This window comes from Fodinicola feengrottensis (genome assembly GCF_039530045.1).
Classification (GTDB): Bacteria; Actinomycetota; Actinomycetes; order Mycobacteriales; family HKI-0501; genus Fodinicola; species Fodinicola feengrottensis.
This window is the reverse complement of the sequence record NZ_BAAANY010000011.1, coordinates 112467-128107: the sequence shown is the minus strand read 5'-3', so window position 1 is coordinate 128107 and position 15641 is coordinate 112467. Positions and strand designations below refer to the sequence as shown.

15 protein-coding genes are annotated in these 15641 nt (G+C 66.7%); 8 read left to right on the top strand and 7 right to left on the bottom strand.

Annotation, left to right across the window (positions count from 1 at the left end; translation table 11 throughout):
- Position 1: 1 nt before the first annotated feature.
- From ABD301_RS18120 to ABD301_RS18105, 4 genes are read left to right on the top strand one after another with little or no spacing between them, the layout of a single operon-like run.
- Positions 2-547, top strand: a complete 546-nt coding sequence (locus ABD301_RS18120; protein WP_344311418.1) for a hypothetical protein — start codon at positions 2-4, stop codon at positions 545-547.
- A gap of 26 nt (positions 548-573) precedes the next feature.
- Positions 574-1206: a hypothetical protein gene (locus ABD301_RS18115; protein WP_344311416.1), complete on the top strand. Its 633-nt coding sequence runs from the start codon at positions 574-576 to the stop codon at positions 1204-1206.
- Positions 1203-1814, top strand: a complete 612-nt coding sequence (locus tag ABD301_RS18110; RefSeq protein ID WP_344311415.1) for a nuclear transport factor 2 family protein — start codon at positions 1203-1205, stop codon at positions 1812-1814. The genes ABD301_RS18115 and ABD301_RS18110 overlap by 4 nt, the downstream gene beginning before the upstream one ends.
- 13 nt (positions 1815-1827) lie before the next feature.
- On the top strand, positions 1828-2454 hold the full coding sequence (locus ABD301_RS18105; RefSeq protein ID WP_344311413.1) for a hypothetical protein: 627 nt from the start codon (positions 1828-1830) through the stop codon (positions 2452-2454).
- A 4-nt stretch (positions 2455-2458) separates the two neighbouring features.
- Here ABD301_RS18105 and ABD301_RS18100 read toward each other — a convergent pair whose 3' ends face one another.
- Positions 2459-3664 (bottom strand): PucR-like N-terminal domain-containing protein, encoded by a 1206-nt coding sequence (locus tag ABD301_RS18100; protein WP_344311411.1) that lies wholly within the window; start codon positions 3662-3664, stop codon positions 2459-2461.
- Positions 3665-3924: 260 nt separating this feature from the next.
- On the opposite strand from ABD301_RS18100, the gene ABD301_RS18095 reads away from it, so the two are divergent.
- A complete protein-coding gene (locus ABD301_RS18095) occupies positions 3925-4404 on the top strand; it encodes a YcxB family protein (protein WP_344311409.1) in 480 nt (159 codons plus the stop codon).
- Here ABD301_RS18095 and ABD301_RS18090 read toward each other — a convergent pair.
- From ABD301_RS18090 to ABD301_RS18075, 4 genes are read right to left on the bottom strand one after another with little or no spacing between them, the layout of a single operon-like run.
- Positions 4376-5617, bottom strand: coding sequence for an MFS transporter (locus tag ABD301_RS18090; RefSeq protein WP_344311408.1), 1242 nt, complete (start codon positions 5615-5617; stop codon positions 4376-4378). The two genes, ABD301_RS18095 and ABD301_RS18090, sit on opposite strands and share 29 nt — an antisense overlap.
- Positions 5617-6090 carry a cupin domain-containing protein gene (locus ABD301_RS18085; protein ID WP_163567550.1) on the bottom strand — a complete coding sequence of 158 codons (474 nt, stop codon included), beginning with the start codon at positions 6088-6090 and terminating at the stop codon, positions 5617-5619. The genes ABD301_RS18090 and ABD301_RS18085 overlap by 1 nt, the downstream gene beginning before the upstream one ends.
- Before the next feature lie 22 nt (positions 6091-6112).
- Positions 6113-6586 (bottom strand): cupin domain-containing protein, encoded by a 474-nt coding sequence (locus ABD301_RS18080; RefSeq protein ID WP_163567551.1) that lies wholly within the window; start codon positions 6584-6586, stop codon positions 6113-6115.
- Between the two features lie 54 nt (positions 6587-6640).
- A complete protein-coding gene (locus ABD301_RS18075; RefSeq protein ID WP_344311407.1) occupies positions 6641-7258 on the bottom strand; it encodes a mycothiol-dependent nitroreductase Rv2466c family protein in 618 nt (205 codons plus the stop codon).
- Between the two features lie 98 nt (positions 7259-7356).
- Between ABD301_RS18075 and pdxR the strand changes: the two genes are divergently transcribed.
- Both pdxR and ABD301_RS18065 read left to right on the top strand, forming a co-directional pair.
- Positions 7357-8796: a MocR-like pyridoxine biosynthesis transcription factor PdxR gene (gene pdxR, locus ABD301_RS18070; protein WP_344311406.1), complete on the top strand. Its 1440-nt coding sequence runs from the start codon at positions 7357-7359 to the stop codon at positions 8794-8796.
- A gap of 154 nt (positions 8797-8950) precedes the next feature.
- Positions 8951-12625, top strand: a complete 3675-nt coding sequence (locus ABD301_RS18065; protein ID WP_344311405.1) for a S8 family serine peptidase — start codon at positions 8951-8953, stop codon at positions 12623-12625.
- 51 nt (positions 12626-12676) lie between these two features.
- Here ABD301_RS18065 and ABD301_RS18060 read toward each other — a convergent pair whose 3' ends face one another.
- Positions 12677-14164, bottom strand: a complete 1488-nt coding sequence (locus ABD301_RS18060; RefSeq protein WP_344311404.1) for a 1,4-alpha-glucan branching protein domain-containing protein — start codon at positions 14162-14164, stop codon at positions 12677-12679.
- Positions 14161-14913 (bottom strand): class I SAM-dependent methyltransferase, encoded by a 753-nt coding sequence (locus tag ABD301_RS18055; RefSeq protein ID WP_425551960.1) that lies wholly within the window; start codon positions 14911-14913, stop codon positions 14161-14163. The genes ABD301_RS18060 and ABD301_RS18055 overlap by 4 nt, the downstream gene beginning before the upstream one ends.
- A 234-nt stretch (positions 14914-15147) precedes the next feature.
- On the opposite strand from ABD301_RS18055, the gene ABD301_RS18050 reads away from it, so the two are divergent.
- Complete coding sequence (locus ABD301_RS18050; protein WP_163567556.1) at positions 15148-15528, top strand: hypothetical protein; 381 nt, start codon at positions 15148-15150, stop codon at positions 15526-15528.
- Positions 15529-15641 lie beyond the last annotated feature (113 nt).

The following is a 15641-nucleotide window of genomic DNA, read 5'->3' as shown; positions in this document are numbered from 1 at the left end:
GATGACCACGACAATGCAGGCTCCGGCGCAGGTGGAGCAGGAAAAGGCGCGCAAGCCCTGGGGTTTCGCGGTGCTGGTCGTGGTCATCCTGGTGGCCGTGGTCGCCGGTGGGTGGCTGCAGGTGGAAACGGCGAAGGTGCGGGGCAGCGTGGCGGCCACCAACCGGGCCGTACGCGACCCGGCCGCAGGCCAGGTCGCGACCCAGCTCTCCGCTTCGGTCGCCCGGATCTTTTCCTATACCGCAACAGATCCGACGGCCACCAGCCGGTTCGCGGACCAGGCGTTGACCGGCACCGCGGCGGCTCAGTACAAGCTGCTTTTCGGCCAGGTCAGCGCGCACGCGGGGGAGCAGAAGCTAACCGTCGCGACGACGGTCGTCTCGACCGCCGTCAGCTCCCTCACCGACAACCACGTGGTTGTGCTGTTTTTCTGCGACCAACGCGCGGCAAGGGCCGGCCAGCCGGCCACCGTCGCGGCGGCCGACCTGCTCGTCACCGCCGACCGGACGAACGGCCGGTGGCTGATCAGCGCTATCCAGGCTGTCTGAGCGTCCCGAGAGGAAGGAACGCGATCATGAAACGACTGCTATCGGTACGGGTGTGGACCGCTCTCGTCGCGCTGGCTGTGGCGGCCGGGGCGGTCCTCGCGGCCGCGCCGGCGGCGCAGGCCGACACGATCCTGAACGCCGTCTACGATGTGAACGGCACGTCGATGATCAAGAAAACCGGGTCGGTGCTCACTCTCGGGCCGACCAAACTGTCGGCTGTCCTGGACCTGGACACGTCGACCTTCACCGCCGACCTACCGCTGCCGCCGGCGCAGTCGACCTTCAAAATCCTCGGACTGCTACCGGTTTCCGCGACGACCACGTTCGTCAACGTTGGCCAGACGACCGGCACGGTCGACCAGAACACCGGCGGGATGACCAGCATCTCCAAGGTCATCATCCGGCTCAGCAACGTCAAGGTCGGCGGGATTCCGACGCTGGTCGGGCCGCACTGCGAGAGCGTCTCCCCGGCGACTATCCAGCTGACCGGCAAGGACGGGTTCAACGCGGTGCTCGGCGGGCCGGTCGGCGGCACGTACACGATTCCGCCGTTCGGGCACTGCCTGCTCCAGCAGTTGCTGATCAACCAGCTGATTCCCGGGCCGGGCAACACCATCGACGCCACCCTCGGCCCGCCGGTCATCACGGAGCAGCCGTGAAAACCCTGCTCCGCCGTGTTGTCCGCACCGTCCCGTTGGGTGCGCCAGCCGCAAGTAAAGCGGCGTTGCGGACAAAGCCGCTGGCCAACCGCTTGTTGGTCAACCCGGTGCTGGTCGCGGCGATCGCGCTGGTGGTGATAGCGGTCGCGGCGGCTGGGTGGTGTGGCTGGTCGTACCAGCAGGCCGCGCACGACGAGTCGCTGCGGTATTCGCAGCTGCGGGACGAAGTACGTCAGGCCGGCGAGCAGGCGGTCCAGAACCTGAACACGTTGGACTACCGGAACGCCGCCGCGGGCCTCGCGGTGTGGGCCCAGTCCACCACCGGTGACCTGCACCAACAGCTCACCGACAACCGGCCGCAAGTGACCGCGCAGCTGCAGAAGGCGCAGACCGTCACCACCGCCCGGGTGTTGGAGGCGGCGCTGACCACGCTGGACGACCGGGCCGGCACAGCGACCGTGATCGTCGCGCTCAAGATCACCGTAACCCCGTCGACCGGCGCGCCGGTCGACAAGAGCAACCGCTTCGAGGGACAGCTGACCCGTACGGACGACGGCTGGAAACTGGCCGCCGTCGGCCCGGTGCCCATCGGCACCGGCTCGGGCTGAGAGAGGAAACGCGGTGCCCGCGAAACAAACCGACATCGAACCGGCGCAGGTCGACGAGGTCGAGGAAGTCAACGGCAAGGTCGTGCCGGCCGTACGGCTGACAAAGCCCGCTGTGGGCGAGAAAAAGCCGCTGTCGTGGCGCTGGCCGGCGGCGCTCGCGGTCGTCGCGGTGCTTTTCGGTGGCGCGGCGACATGGTGCGGCGTGCAGGCATCGCAGCTGCGTACGAGCGCGTCCGCGACGAACACCGCGCTGACCGACGCGGCCGGCACCGCGGCGGTGAAAAGGCAGATCACCACCGCGGTCAACACCGTTTTTTCGTACGACTACGCGCATGTGGACACCACCGAGAAGGCTGCCGGCCGGTTGCTCACCGGATCCGCGATCCAGCAATACACCAAGTTGATCGCGTTGGTGAAGCAGCAGGCGCCGCAACAGAAACTGGTGCTGACCACCAGCGTGGTGACGGCCGGTGTGGTGAGCCTGCAGGGCGATCGGGCCCGGCTGCTGGTTTTCGCCGACCAGCGCAACGTACGCTCGGACACCGGCCAGGCGAGCTACGCCGGCACCCATTTCGCGGTGGACGCGGTAAGGGTGGGCGGTGTCTGGAAAATCGCCAACCTCGACTTCTTCACCAGCTGAGAATCTACTTGTCTGACCGGCGTCGCAGCACGGCCTCCATCGACCAGCGCGCGTCCGGGTCCTGGAGCTGGCCGGGCAGCGCGTCCTCCAGTTGGCGGATCCGGTAGCGCACGGTCTGCGGGTGGATGTGCAACTGCTCGGCCATCAGCGCTGCGCTGCCCTGGGTTTGCAGCCAGGCCAGCAAAGTTTCGGCCAGCCGGTCCCGCTGCTTGACGGCCATGTCGTCGAGCGGGCCGAGCACCCGCTCGCGGATTTGCTCGACCAGCGCCGGATCGCAGGCGAGCCACAGCGGGATCAGGTGGTCGTCGCAGCGTACCGCTGGCTCGTCCACCACCTGCAGTGCCTGCCGCGCCCAGCGCAGCGAGTCCGCGGCCTGGCCGAGCGGCACGGTCAGGCCGATCGCGAGGCGCGTTTCCCCCAAGCCGTCCCGAAGTCTGCCCAACTCCAGGTCGTCGATCGGCCCGGCAGCGAGCAGGCACGGGTCGGTCGGATGCAGGTCAGCGAGCACCGACGGCGACAGCAGCGGGTCATTGGGCAGGTCACCCGGTTCGACCGCGACCAGCGTCACGGTCGCCGGCAGCGCCCATTCGGCCGCCTCGGCGAGCTCGGCCAGATCGCTCGCACCGACCAGAATCGCCCGGAGCAACCGTCGCTGCCCCTCCCGGCGGGCCTGCGCGGAACCGGCCTTCGCCCGCGAATAACCGTCCAGCGAGAGCGAGGCGAGCTCGTCGATATACGCGAAAATTCGGTCCGCCAGCATGGAAACCGCCTGGCTGGAGAAGCTGTAGCGGCGCCCCACCTTCATGATCCGCTGCCACGCCACTCGGGCGCCGACTCGGTAGGCCGCCTGCAGCGGATCCATGCTGCGGCCGGCCCGTTCCTCGTTCTCGCCGAGCCGCCGGCACACCTCGTCCCGGTGCATCGAAGACACCGGCAACCCGCCCAGCTGATCCACGAAACCGGTGATCGCCTCCGCCGTCCCCACCCGCAGCGCGTGCCCGTACGGACCGTCCAGCGGCTGCGCGTATTCCGGGATCGACCGCCTGATTTCGTCGATGATTTCGGCGGCCAGGCTGGGAAGCTCCGGCCGCAGCGTCTCCGCCAACTGCCGCAGCTGGCGCGGCGGTGGACCTCCCGATCGGCTGGCCTCCTGCAGGTTCGCAGCCACAGTGCTCCCTTCCCCGTTGGCCCACAGAGTGAGCTGGCCCACAGTTAGCAGGCTAAACCCTTCTGTGAGGGACCTGTCCCACCGAACGGGAAATCCTTTACGCCGAACGGCCACATTCGGGTTACTTTTCGCGACATAACTGCTGTGTGGAAGGTGGCCGCTTCTGGTCATCGGTCGGACGTCTGCCTTTGCGCTGCCAAATTGGCATCTTTCGTACGATTCATCGTCCGTACCGACCACGGTGCCCCAAAAGGACACCTCCTCGGACCCGCTACCTTTGACCCGACACGGGAGGCTTGTCGGTGGACATCAGTTTCGAGGTACCGGTCGATCGCGCGTACATCCGGGCGGTGGTGCGAGCGAGCCTGCGGTGGCGCCTCGTTCTCTTTCGCGTGCTGGGCCCATTGATGCTTGTCTGCGGCGTGTTTTCGCTGGTCACATCCCAAGAAGTGGATTACACGGTGGTCTTTCTGACCGTGATGGGTGTCTTCGTGTTCTTCGTGCCCACGCTGATTGGCTGGGTGTCGTGGCGGCAGGTCGCGAAGATGCCGAGGCAACCCTGGCTCTACCGGATTACCGAGCAATCCCTGGACACGACGACGCCTGTGGGCAGCATGCAGCGGCCGTGGTCAGCGGTCCGTACGGCGACGGTCAGCCGGTCGATGCTGATGTTGCGGCTCCGGCCCGGCGGTTTGATCGGCCTGCCGCGAACGGCCATGACCGAGGGGCAAATCGCCCAATTGACCGCTTTCCTCAGCGCACGGGGTCTGCTGACAACCTAACGGCCGCCGGCACGCGGGTTCGTTCCGCCCAGCGTACGGCCGGGCCCATCGCGGTGCCGGCGAGCAGGAACAGCACGCCGAGCACGATCCAGCCGGGCGTGCCCCACGTGATGATCAGGGTGGTCAGCGCCAATGGTCCGGCCATCCTCGCGATGGCTGTGCTAGTGCCGAAAAACCCCTGGTATTGGCCCTGTTTTCCGGCCGGAGCCAGGTCGAAACCAATTTCCCAGGAGCCGGCGCCGAGCATCATCTCGCCGATCACCTGCAGCACCGCGCCGGCCAGCAGGACGAGCCCGGCGAGCCAGGCCGACGAGCCGAGGGACGACAGCGCGAAAACCGCGCAGGCGGCCAGCATCGCGATGCCGGCCAAGCGTACGGACCGGGCCGCGGACGTGAGGCCAGTGACCCGGCTGGCCACCCGTACTTGGAAAATCACCACGCTGAGGGTGTTGAGCACCAGCAGTGCGGACACCATCCAGTGTGGCGCCGCGGTGCGCTGGACGAGCCAGAGCGGGATCACCAGGCTGAGCAGCGGCATATAGAAAAGCATGATGGTGTTGAGGAAGGTCACCAGGGTGTACGGTTTGTCCCTTAGTACGGCCAAAGCCGGCTCGCCGGAGGGTCCGCGCGGGCTAGCGGCGACGGCCGGCAGCCGGCGCAGCGCCAGCGCGGAAAGCAGGAAACTGACCGCGTCGATCGCGAAAACCACCAGGAAGGCCGTACGGGTGTTCAGCGTCAGCGCGAGGCCACCCAGGGCCGCTCCAACCGCGAGCCCGGCATTGACGGTGGACTGCAGATAAGCCCGCACCTCGGTGCGTTTTTCCTTGTCCACCAAGCCCGCCAGCAGCGCCTGCCGGGCCGCGCCGAGGCCGCACTGGCAGCTGGCGTAAAGGCACGCGGCGATCAGGAACGGGACAAATGACCGTACGAGCAGAAAAGACGCGACCGACAGGCCGGTCGCGACCGCCAGCAGGACGGCTATGCCACGGGGTCCGCGACGATCGGCGAGATACCCCAGCGGCACCCCGACCACCGAACCGATCGCCCAGCCCAGGGTCAGGCCGAGGCCGACCTGGGTGGGTGTCAGGCCGATGAAAAGGGTGAAATAGAGCGCGGACGTCACGTAGTACGCGCCGTCGCCAATCGCGTTCGTCAGCTGCGCCTGGGCGAGCATCCGCGCCGGCCCGGCCGGTGGGACGATGCGGATCGCCATCACGCGAGGGTGTTGTCGTATTTGTCGTAAAGCGTGGCCCACTCCGCCTCGGAAAGTTTCCGCTCGTTGTTGCTGATGTCCATCAGCTCACGGAAATACTCCTCACGGGCCTCGCCCGGCGCGAAGATGACCATCATCGAGGCCGGTTCGTCGCTGACATTGCGAAAGGCGTGGATGCCGCCGGCTGGTACGTGCACGAAATCACCCGGCGAGCTCAGCACCCATTCCGTTCCGTTGTAGATCTCCACGGTGCCGGCGGTGATGAAGAATGACTCGGAGAACTTCCGGTGGAAATGCGGGTCCGATCCGCCAGATCGCGGCTGCATATTCCATTCGTACAAGCCGAACTGTCCGTTGGTCTCGGCGCCAGTGGCGACGAACCGGGCGAAGGACCGCTTGGTCCTGGTCGTCTCGACTTCGCCGTTGCGGCGAACGATCGCGCTGACCTCGCCACTTTCCTTGTTGTATGTCACTTTTTTCGCTTTCTTGCGCGGATCAGCTGAAATGGTTGTCGTGCCGTACGAAGAACTCGGTCCATTCCTCGTCGGTGAGTTTGCGCCCGGTGTTGCGGATCTCGGTCAGCTCGCGGAAGTAGTTCTCCCGGGCTTCGCCGGGAGAGAACAGGATAAGCATCGAAGCCGGCTCGTCGGTGTCGTTCCGGAATCCGTGCAGACCACCCTCGGGCACGTGGACGAAGTCACCCGGGACGGTTTTCACCCATTCCCGGCCGTCGTAGATCGTCACGCTGCCGGACAGAACGTGGAATGACTCCGAGTAGGTCCGGTGGAAATGTGGATCCGGACCGCCGGCCCGCGGTTGCATATTCCACTCGAAAAGCCCGAACTGGTTGTTCGTGTGCTCGCCAGTGGCCACAAAACGGCCGAAAACCTTGGCCGTACGCACGGTTTCGGCGGCAGCATATGGCCGTACGAGTGCGCTGACCTCGCCAGTGTCCTTTGTGTAAGTCATTTCGCTCCTTTTGGCGACCGGATGAGCAGGCCGACCCGCGCCGCGGCCGCCTCCCTAATCGAACGATAGCTGGTCGCGGGAACGCTTCAGCTCCGCGAAGCCGCGCACCCCGCTGACCAGCACGACGCCGTCCCACAGCCGCCCAGCCTCGTCGCCGCGCGGAATCCGCGAAAGCACCGGTCCGAAGAACGCGTTTGGTTGGCCGTCCGGCCCGGGCAGGTGGATCGACGGCGTGCCGAGGTTCTCGCCGACCGGATCGAGGCCGGCGTGGTGACTGGCCAACAGGGCCTCCTCGTAGTCCGTGCTGTCGGCCGCGTCGGCGAGCTCGACCGGCAGTCCGACCTCCGCCAACGCCGAGACGTAGAGCTCGCGGCTGATCGGCGTTTTGTCGTGGTGGATCCGGTTGCCCAGCGCCGTGTAGAGATCGCGCAGCACGTCGCCGCCGAACTTCTGCTCAGCGGCGATCGCTACCCGCACCGGCCCGCGGGTGTCCTTGAGCCAGTTCGCGTACCAGTCGTCCAGGCCCTCGCGGCCGTCGTTGAGGATCGACAGGCTCATGACGTGGAAGCGAATCCGCACGTCACGTACCTTCTCGACTTCCAGCAGCCAGCGCGAGTTGTTCCACGCGAAGGGGCATTTCGGGTCGAACCACATGTCGGCCGTGGTGGTCATCGGTGTCTCCTCGGATCTCCAGCTGTCTACACAGGACACTAAGCAGTAGATTGGCCGGCGGTAAGGTCCAATTCTCGGTAACTTGATTGGGTCATTCGGTGGACTTCCACGTCAGTCTCGCCGGCCGCGGCGACCTCGCCGCGCGGATCTACCGGCAACTGCACGACGCTGTCCTGGACGGCCGGCTGCGGCCCGGCGAGCGGCTGCCGTCGGCCCGTGACCTGGCCGCCCAGCTCGCGGTGTCCCGCAACACCGTCGCCGCCGCGTACGAGCGGCTGACCGCCGAGGGTTTCCTGGTCGGGCGGGTGGGCGCCGGCACTTATGTGCAGGCCGAGAAGCTGGGGCAGGGACGGTCGCGGACCGCGCCGGGCGGTGCGGTCGTACGACCGCGGGCGCTGTGGCGGGACCTGCCGGCGGCCCGGACCCCGACCGCGGCGGCGCCGTACGACTTCCGGGTGGGGATGCCGGACCCGCGGCTGTTCCCGTTGCAGAGCTGGCGCCGGCTGGTGACCCGCGAGCTGCGGCCCGGCCTGCTGCATTCGGCCGAGTACAAGGACCCGGCCGGCCATCCGGGCCTGCGCGCCGCGATCGCCCGGCATCTGGGTGTTTCCCGGTCGGTACGCGCCGGCGCCGACGACGTGGTCATCACCCACGGTGCCCAGCAGGCCATCGACCTGATCGGCCGGGTGATGGTCGACCCGGGCGACACGGTCGCGGTCGAAGAGCCCGGCTATCCGCCCGTACGCGCGCTCTTCGAGAGCCTGGGTGCGCGGGTGGTGGGCGTACGAGTCGACGCCGAGGGCCTCGACGTGACGGCGCTGCCGGCCGCCGCGCGGCTGGTCTACACCACGCCGTCGCACCAGTTCCCGCTCGGCACCACGATGTCGCTGCGCCGCCGCGACGCGCTGCTGGAGTGGGCGGCACGGCACGGCGCGGTCGTCGTCGAGGACGACTACGACAGCGAGTTCCGGTTCTCCGACCGGCCGCTGGAGCCTTTGCAGAGCATCGACCGGTACGGCCGGGTGGTGTATGTCGGGTCGTTTTCCAAGACATTGTTGCCGATGTTGCGGCTCGGCCTTCTCGTCGCGCCCGTCTCGCTGCAGCCCGCGCTCCGGGCGGCGAAACAACTTTCCGACTGGCACAGCGAAATGAGCACCCAGGCGGCGCTCGCGCGGTTCGTCGAGGACGGCCTGTTGGCCCGGCACATTCGCCGCGCGACTCGCGAATACGCCGGTCGCTACGAGCTGATCCACGAGGCACTGCAGGGAAGTCTCGCACCCTGGTTGGATCCGGTGCCCTCGGTTTGCGGTCTGCATGTGTGTTCCCGGTTGCGCGCGGACACCGGAATCGATGTCGCCGCGGTGGTGGAGCGGGCGGTGGCCGCCGGTGTCGCGGTGGAACCGTTGTCCGAATACTGCGCCGGCGAACCCGCCCAGGGGCTGGTGCTCGGCTACGGCGGCATCGCGATCGCCGACCTGCCAGCGGGATTGCGCAGGCTGGCGGACAGTTTCCAGGCGGTCTCCGGTGAAATCGGATGATCGGTCGGTAGTCAGGACATTCTCTGGCCCATTCGGGCACTTCGGGGGCCTTGTCGAGCACGGGGGGCAACCTTGTCGGCGGGTTCAGTTGTCCTTGCGTTCGTACGTTCGCTTTCCAGGTCTGGATGGGATGTCGATGAGGCGAAGACCTTTCATGGCCAGTGGGCTGGCTTTTGTGCTGGTGGCGGGCATGGTGGGGGTGGCGCCGGCCGGCGCCGCACCGCCGTCGCCGGGAAAACCCGGGAAGGCGACCGGGAAAAGTCAGGTGGTCACGCTGATCACCGGCGACAAGGTGACGCTCTCCGGCAGCGGCGCGCAGCAGTCGGCAGTTGTGTCGGCGGCCCTTGGTAGAACCCACATGTCCTTTGTCATCAACAAAGTCAAGGACGACGTGACCGTCCTGCCGGCCGACGTGCTGCCGTTGTTGGCCGCTGGCAAGGTGGATTCGCGGCTGTTCGACGTGAGCCTGCTGGTTCGCGACGGCTACGACGACGCGCACCGAGCCGACATCCCGTTGCTGGAGACCGGCCCGGCCGGCGCCCGGCCGGCCGTGTTGCCGGACGCGCAGAACAGCGTCTCGTTCGCGAAACTCGGGATCATCGCGACTCGGGTCAAGAAGCCGACCGCGACCGCGTTCTGGCAGGCGGTCCGGGGTGGCACGGGTGCGCGGACGCTGGCCGCGGGCGTACAGAAGCTGTGGCTGGACGGGAAAGTGCACGCCGCACTGGACCAGAGCGTGCCGCAGATCGGTGCGCCCGAGGCGTGGAAGGCCGGTTTCACCGGGAAAGGCGTGCCGGTCGCCATCTTGGACACCGGTTTGGATGCCGATCATCCGGATTTCGCTGGTGAGGTGCTGGCGAGCAGGGACTTTTCCGGTTCCACCACCGGAACGCAGGACCATTTCGGGCATGGCACCCACGTGGCCTCGATCGTTGCTGGCAGCGGCGCGGCTTCCGGTGGGAAATACAAAGGTGTCGCGCCGGGCGCGAAGTTGTTGATCGGCAAAGTGCTGGGCGACGACGGCTCCGGCTACGACTCGGGCATTATCGCCGGAATGCAGTGGGCGGTTGATCAGCATGCCCGGGTGGTGAACATGAGCCTGGGATCGGACGAACCCAGCGATGGCACCGATCCGATGTCGCAGGCGGTGAACATGTTGACCGCACAGTCGGGCACCTTGTTCGTGCTGGCGGCCGGAAACTCCGGGCCTTCTTCGCAGGTCGGGTCGCCCGCCGCGGCGGACGCGGCGTTGACCGTGTCCGCGGTCACCAAACAGGACCAGTACGCCACCTTCTCCAGTCTTGGCCCGAGGCTGGGTGACTACGCCGTGAAGCCGGATATTTCCGCACCGGGGGTGGATATCGTGGCCGCGCGCGCCGCCGGCAGCGATATCGGCGACCCAGTCGGAGATTCGTACCAGCGGCTGTCTGGCACGTCGATGGCGTCGCCGCACGTGGCCGGCTCGGCGGCGATTCTGGTGCAAGAGCATCCGGATTGGCAGGCCGACCAGCTCAAGGCCGCACTGATGTCCACCAGTAAGCAGATATCCGGTGCGAATGTCTACCAGCAGGGCGACGGTCGGGTGGACGTGGCGCGAGCGTACGCGCAGAAAGTCACCGCGACCGGCAGTCTCTCTTTTGGCTATCTTCGGTGGCCGCACATGGGGCAGCCGCCGGAGACCAAGACCATCACCTACCGCAACGACGGCGATACGGCGGTGACCCTCGCGGTGACGCCGGCGGTGACAGACGCGAGTGGGAAGCCGGCGGCGGACGGGAGTTTCGCGCTGTCAGCGACCAATGTGGCCGTACCAGCACATGGCAGGTCCACTGTGGACGTCATCTTTGATCCGGCCAAGGCGCCAGTCGGCCAGTACGGCGGATGGATCACCGCGACCGCTGGCGACACCGTCGTACGCACCGCAGTCGGGGCGTACCAGGAACCGGAGAAATACGATCTGACCCTCACCGTGCTTGGCCGGGACGGAAGACCAGCCACCAACGGCGAGGTTTTTGGCATCAACCGGGCGAACATGCAGCCCTTCGGTGTTCAGGTCGGGCCGGACGGGACGGTGAGGTTGCGGCTCGACGCGGGCCACCTCGCGTTCGCGACCACGGTGTACCAGTTTTCCGGCGATGACGTCGTCTCGACCGCCGGGATTTCCACGCCGGATCTCGACCTGCATGCCAACACCAGTCTGACGATCGATGCCGCGAAGGACGCCCAGCCGTCGGTCATCACGGTCGACCAACCGGGTGCCCAACAGCTCAGCCAGATGTTGGGGTGGCATTTGACCGGGATGCCGATCGGGCTCTACCTCGCCCAGCTCGTGGGCGGCGGTGCCGCACTCTACAGTGGCTCGGTGGGCAAACCAGCGGCGGATTTCCAGCTGGGGCTGGAAAGCACGTTCGCCGAACCCGAGGCGGTGGTGACTGGCATAGGCTCGGGCGGTTCTCGGGTTGTGCTGTCGTACGCGGTCAACTCGCCCCGGGCCACCACCAAGGGCACCCGGCAGCTGGTCAGTGGCGGCACTGGAACACCGGCCGATCTGTCCAAAGCGGAGGTGAAAGGGCGGGTGGTTTTGGTCGCGCCGGCCGGCAACGACCCGGCGGTGATCGCGGCCGACGTCGCCAAGGCAGGTGGTGTCGGGATGATCGAGGTCGGTCGGCTATTCAGTGTTCCCAACGACACCCCCATCCCTGTGTATGAGGCCGGCACCGAGGCGGACAGTCAGCTGTTGTTGGACGCCGTCGCGCACGGCCCGACAACGGTGTCGCTGACCACGGTGGCTTCCAGCCCGTACCAATATGATCTGTTCTATCCGATCAGTGGGGCGTTTCCGGTCGGTGGTTTGCGACATGAGACCAAGAGCCAGCTCGCGCACATAAAGGCGAAATTCCGGGCCGCCGGAGTTTCTTACGGATACACGTTTATCGCCGGTGACTTCAATGGTTTCTTCAGCAACATCGAGATCCCGGTGGGGCTGCCTTCCACCCAGGATCAGTATCTGTCGCCGAGAGTCAGTTGGCTGGTGGGAGGCATGATCGGCAGCTATTTCGACCAGACGAACTGGTTCTCGGCTCGGCAGAGCCTGCCCGCCCAGGCGTTCCGCGCCGGCAGGGCCGTCGAGCAGTCGTGGAACGGAGCGGTCTTTTCGCCCAGGGTGTCGACCGCGCCGGTATTCACCACCGACCCGCCATACGCCTACCGGTCCGGTGACACGCTTGGCTTCGGAATTCCGCTGCGAGTGGACAGTTCCGCCGACCATTCCGATTACACCTGTTACCTCGGGATGGGATCGAATCAGCTGCTTCGCAACGGCACACCGGTCACCACCGGACCCGGCGCCAGTCCGTGCCCGGGCGGTGGGGAATGGACCGTCCCGGCCGATGACGCCGCTTACGAGTTCAAGGCACAGATGGCAAGCGATGCGCCGGCCTCGACATTCTCCAGCAGGGTGTCCGCGACCTGGGATTTCCGGTCGGCGCACGTGGCTGGGAATGCGAACCAGCCGCTGCCGTTGCTGGATGTTGGCTATTCGCCGCCTGCCGATGACTACAACCGGGTCCCGGTCAATGCGGTGGTGCCGATTTCTGTTGGTCGTCAGCGGGGCTCGGCGGCGGCACGAGTGTCGTCGGTGCAGGCGTGGGCTTCCTTTGATGACGGCAAAACCTGGTCGCTCGTACGGGCCGTTGGCGCTGGTGACACCTGGGTGTTGCCGGTGCTGGGTGGAAAGTCCGGGGGATTCGTGTCGCTGCGGGTGAAGGCGACCGACACCGCTGGCAACTCGGTGGACGAGACGATGGTTCACGCTTACCAGCTGCGGTAAGGCGTACGTTGGCAACGCCCGCGGGAACGACGCGTTTTCGCGGGCGTTGTTTTAGAGCTGTCGGGCGTCCAGATGGGCGAAAGGGCCGTCGACGACGCGGAGCTGGGCGGCGAGGGTTTCGGCGGCGCGGCGGTGGCCGGCGTAAAGGAGATCGGCGAGCTCAGCGACCTGGGCGGCGTGTTTCGCGGCCCTGCAGCGGGCGTAGTGGGCCGCCGAGTCCTTCGTGACCATGAACGCCCAGTCGCTGGAGAGGGCGAGCAGCGCCTCAGTGGCCAACTGGTCGAGCACCGGGTCACGGTCGGCGGTACCGAAGTCGTCCACTGTGGACAGCAGGCGATCGGCGACTTTCGCGTTGTCCGCCACCAGATCGGCGACCTGCTCGCCGTCCCATACTCGCCAGTCCTTGCCGGATCCCCACGATGACGCCGGAATCTCCCGCTCCGGCCCGAGATGGCCGGCCGCGAGCGCGCCGCCGAGAGTCGTCACCCGTACGCCCGCCTCGGGCAACCGGCGCAAGACCGCGGCCAGCCACTGTGGTCCTTCGTGCCACCAGTGCCCGAAAAGCTCGGTGTCGTACGCCGCCACCACCAGGCTTTCCTGGCCGTGCTGGTCAGCCAACGACACCAGCCGGTCACGAACCCGAGCCACGAAGTCGTCCGCGTCCGCGCTGGCCTGCGCCGCACCGGCCGCCGGATCCCACGGCTTCTTCGCCTCGGAGGGAAGGTGCTTTCCGGTGACCTGGACCGGCCGAAAACCGGAGGCGTGGTCAAAGGTGTGGAAATCCCGGTACGGTGCGGATCCCGGATATCCGGCCTTGGGCGACCACACCCGGTAAGTGACCTCCAGGTCCCTGGCGAAAGCGACCACGTCGGTGCCGACGACCGGATATGCGGCGTGCGTCTGGCCCTGGACGGCCGGACCATCAATCAAGAACCGTTGGACGCCGGCGTCTACATAGGACGCTTCAAGGCCGGGCCGGTAACCACATTCCGGTGCCCAGATTCCGGCCGGCGCGAAGCCATACCGCTGCCGGGCGTCGTCCAGCCCGACGGCGAGCGCGAACCGCTGCAGCCGAGAAGGCAGCAATGGCTGGAAAGGATGCATCGCCGGCCCGCCCAGCAACTCGACCGTGCCGCTGCTGGCCAGCTGTCCCAGCACCGGCGAGCCACCGTGCATCCACCGGCTTTCGAAGTCGTCCAGGCACGCCGAGGCGGCCCGCCATTCGTACGAGGCCAGGGATTTGAGGTGTGGCTCTGGTCGGCCGGCCAGCTCGGCGGCGCGGAGTTGCCAGTTCGCGATCCAGGTGTGCAACTCCCGGAGGGTGTACGGGTCGTCCAGCATCGCCGCGACCGTCGGTGTAATGCCTAGAGTGAGCACGTCCGGCCGGTCCAGCGCCTCGATCACCCTGACGACCCGCTGCCAGGAGGCGGTGAATGCCTGGTACGTCCATTCCTCGCCGACTGGCCAGGTGCCGGCGTGCGGCAGCCACGGCAGGTGGGTGTGCAGGACCAGACAGAACGTGCCGACTGGCTGGCTCACTTCTTCACCGCGATGGCGAAAAGATCGAGGCTCGCATCCACCTTGTCTTCGGTGACCACGAAATCCGAGGCCCGTACGGCGGTCACCGCCCGGCGCAGCTCCGGATGCCAGGTGGCCGGCGGCTCGGCCAGTTGGGCCGCCACGAAACCGTCGAAATGTTTGTCCGCTCGGCGCAGCCGCGGTCCATGATGGACACCGAGCATCCGCGACACCCGGAAATGCGGCGCCAGCAGCTCGTCCAGCTCGGCGGCGGTGAGTTCCCTGGTGTGGAACGGATTCAGCGGTTTGTCCAGACCGGGGGAGAACGTCAGCCGGTTCGGGGTGGAGATCAGGAAAGTGCCGGCCGGTCGCAACACCCGGGCGCATTCGGAGATGAATTCCGGTTGATTCCAGAGATGTTCGACGGTCTGCAGGCTGACCACCGCGTCCACCGCCGCATCGGCCACCGGCAGCGCGGCGAGATTGCCGCGGATCGCCGACACCTGCGGGTATTTGCGGCTCACGTGCTCGATAGCGGAAAGGTCGTAATCCAGTGCGAACACCTGTCGCGCGGAGGTCGCCAACACGGCGGCGCCGTATCCCTCGCCGGCGCCGGCCTCCAGCACATCGGCTCCACGCACCCACGACAACGCGTACTGATAGGCGACCTCATGCCGGCGGAACCAGTAGTTCTCGTGCGCGATGCCCGGCACCGTGCGCTCGCCGGTCAGCGGGAGAGCGTCCCACTCAGCTGCGGAGATGCTACTGATCGTCACACCGCCTCGGAGAGGTCCTGTTCTGGTCGTCAGCACAACTTAGCATCGCCGCGGGCAACACCCTACCGGCGAGTACCCCGACCGAAGTCGGCCATTTCGTAAGTGTCGGGCTTTCGATTGTCAACGTGCGGTGAACGGTTCAAAGCCGGATGGAACAGCTTGTGTCCCGGGGATGTCGCCACGATGGTGACTGGCGGAACTCCCCCTTGATCAGAAGAGAGGTTTCGCATGAGGTCGAAAATCAAGCGGGCCGGATGGACGGCCGCTGGAGCTGTCCTGATGGCCGGCGCGCTCGCCGCCACAGTCACTCCGGCCGCCGCCGCACCAGCGAATGGCGGACCGTGGGAGTGCGACGGTGTCACCAACTGCCAGCGAATCGCCAACCTGAACGGCGGAAACATCTTCGTCGACATCGATGCGTGGGGCGGCGGCGATGAGAAGCTCGCCTGGCAGATGGAAGGCGTCGGGAACTGCGACAACGTCACGACGATCAATGCCCCGGCCCAGACGTGGGAATGCTGGGGTGTGCCAGGTGGTGCGTACACGTTGAAGGCTTACGGCAACGGTGGCATCCACAGTTTCCGGATGGCCTGGCGCCAAGCGCCGTAGTTTCTCCACTGAGAAAATGGCTGGGTCGGTGTCGGCTCCCGGTTGCCAGGAATGGACTTATTGCCAGGATCCGTCCTTGGTTCCAGCTGTTTCCCCTGCGCCAAAACGGCCGC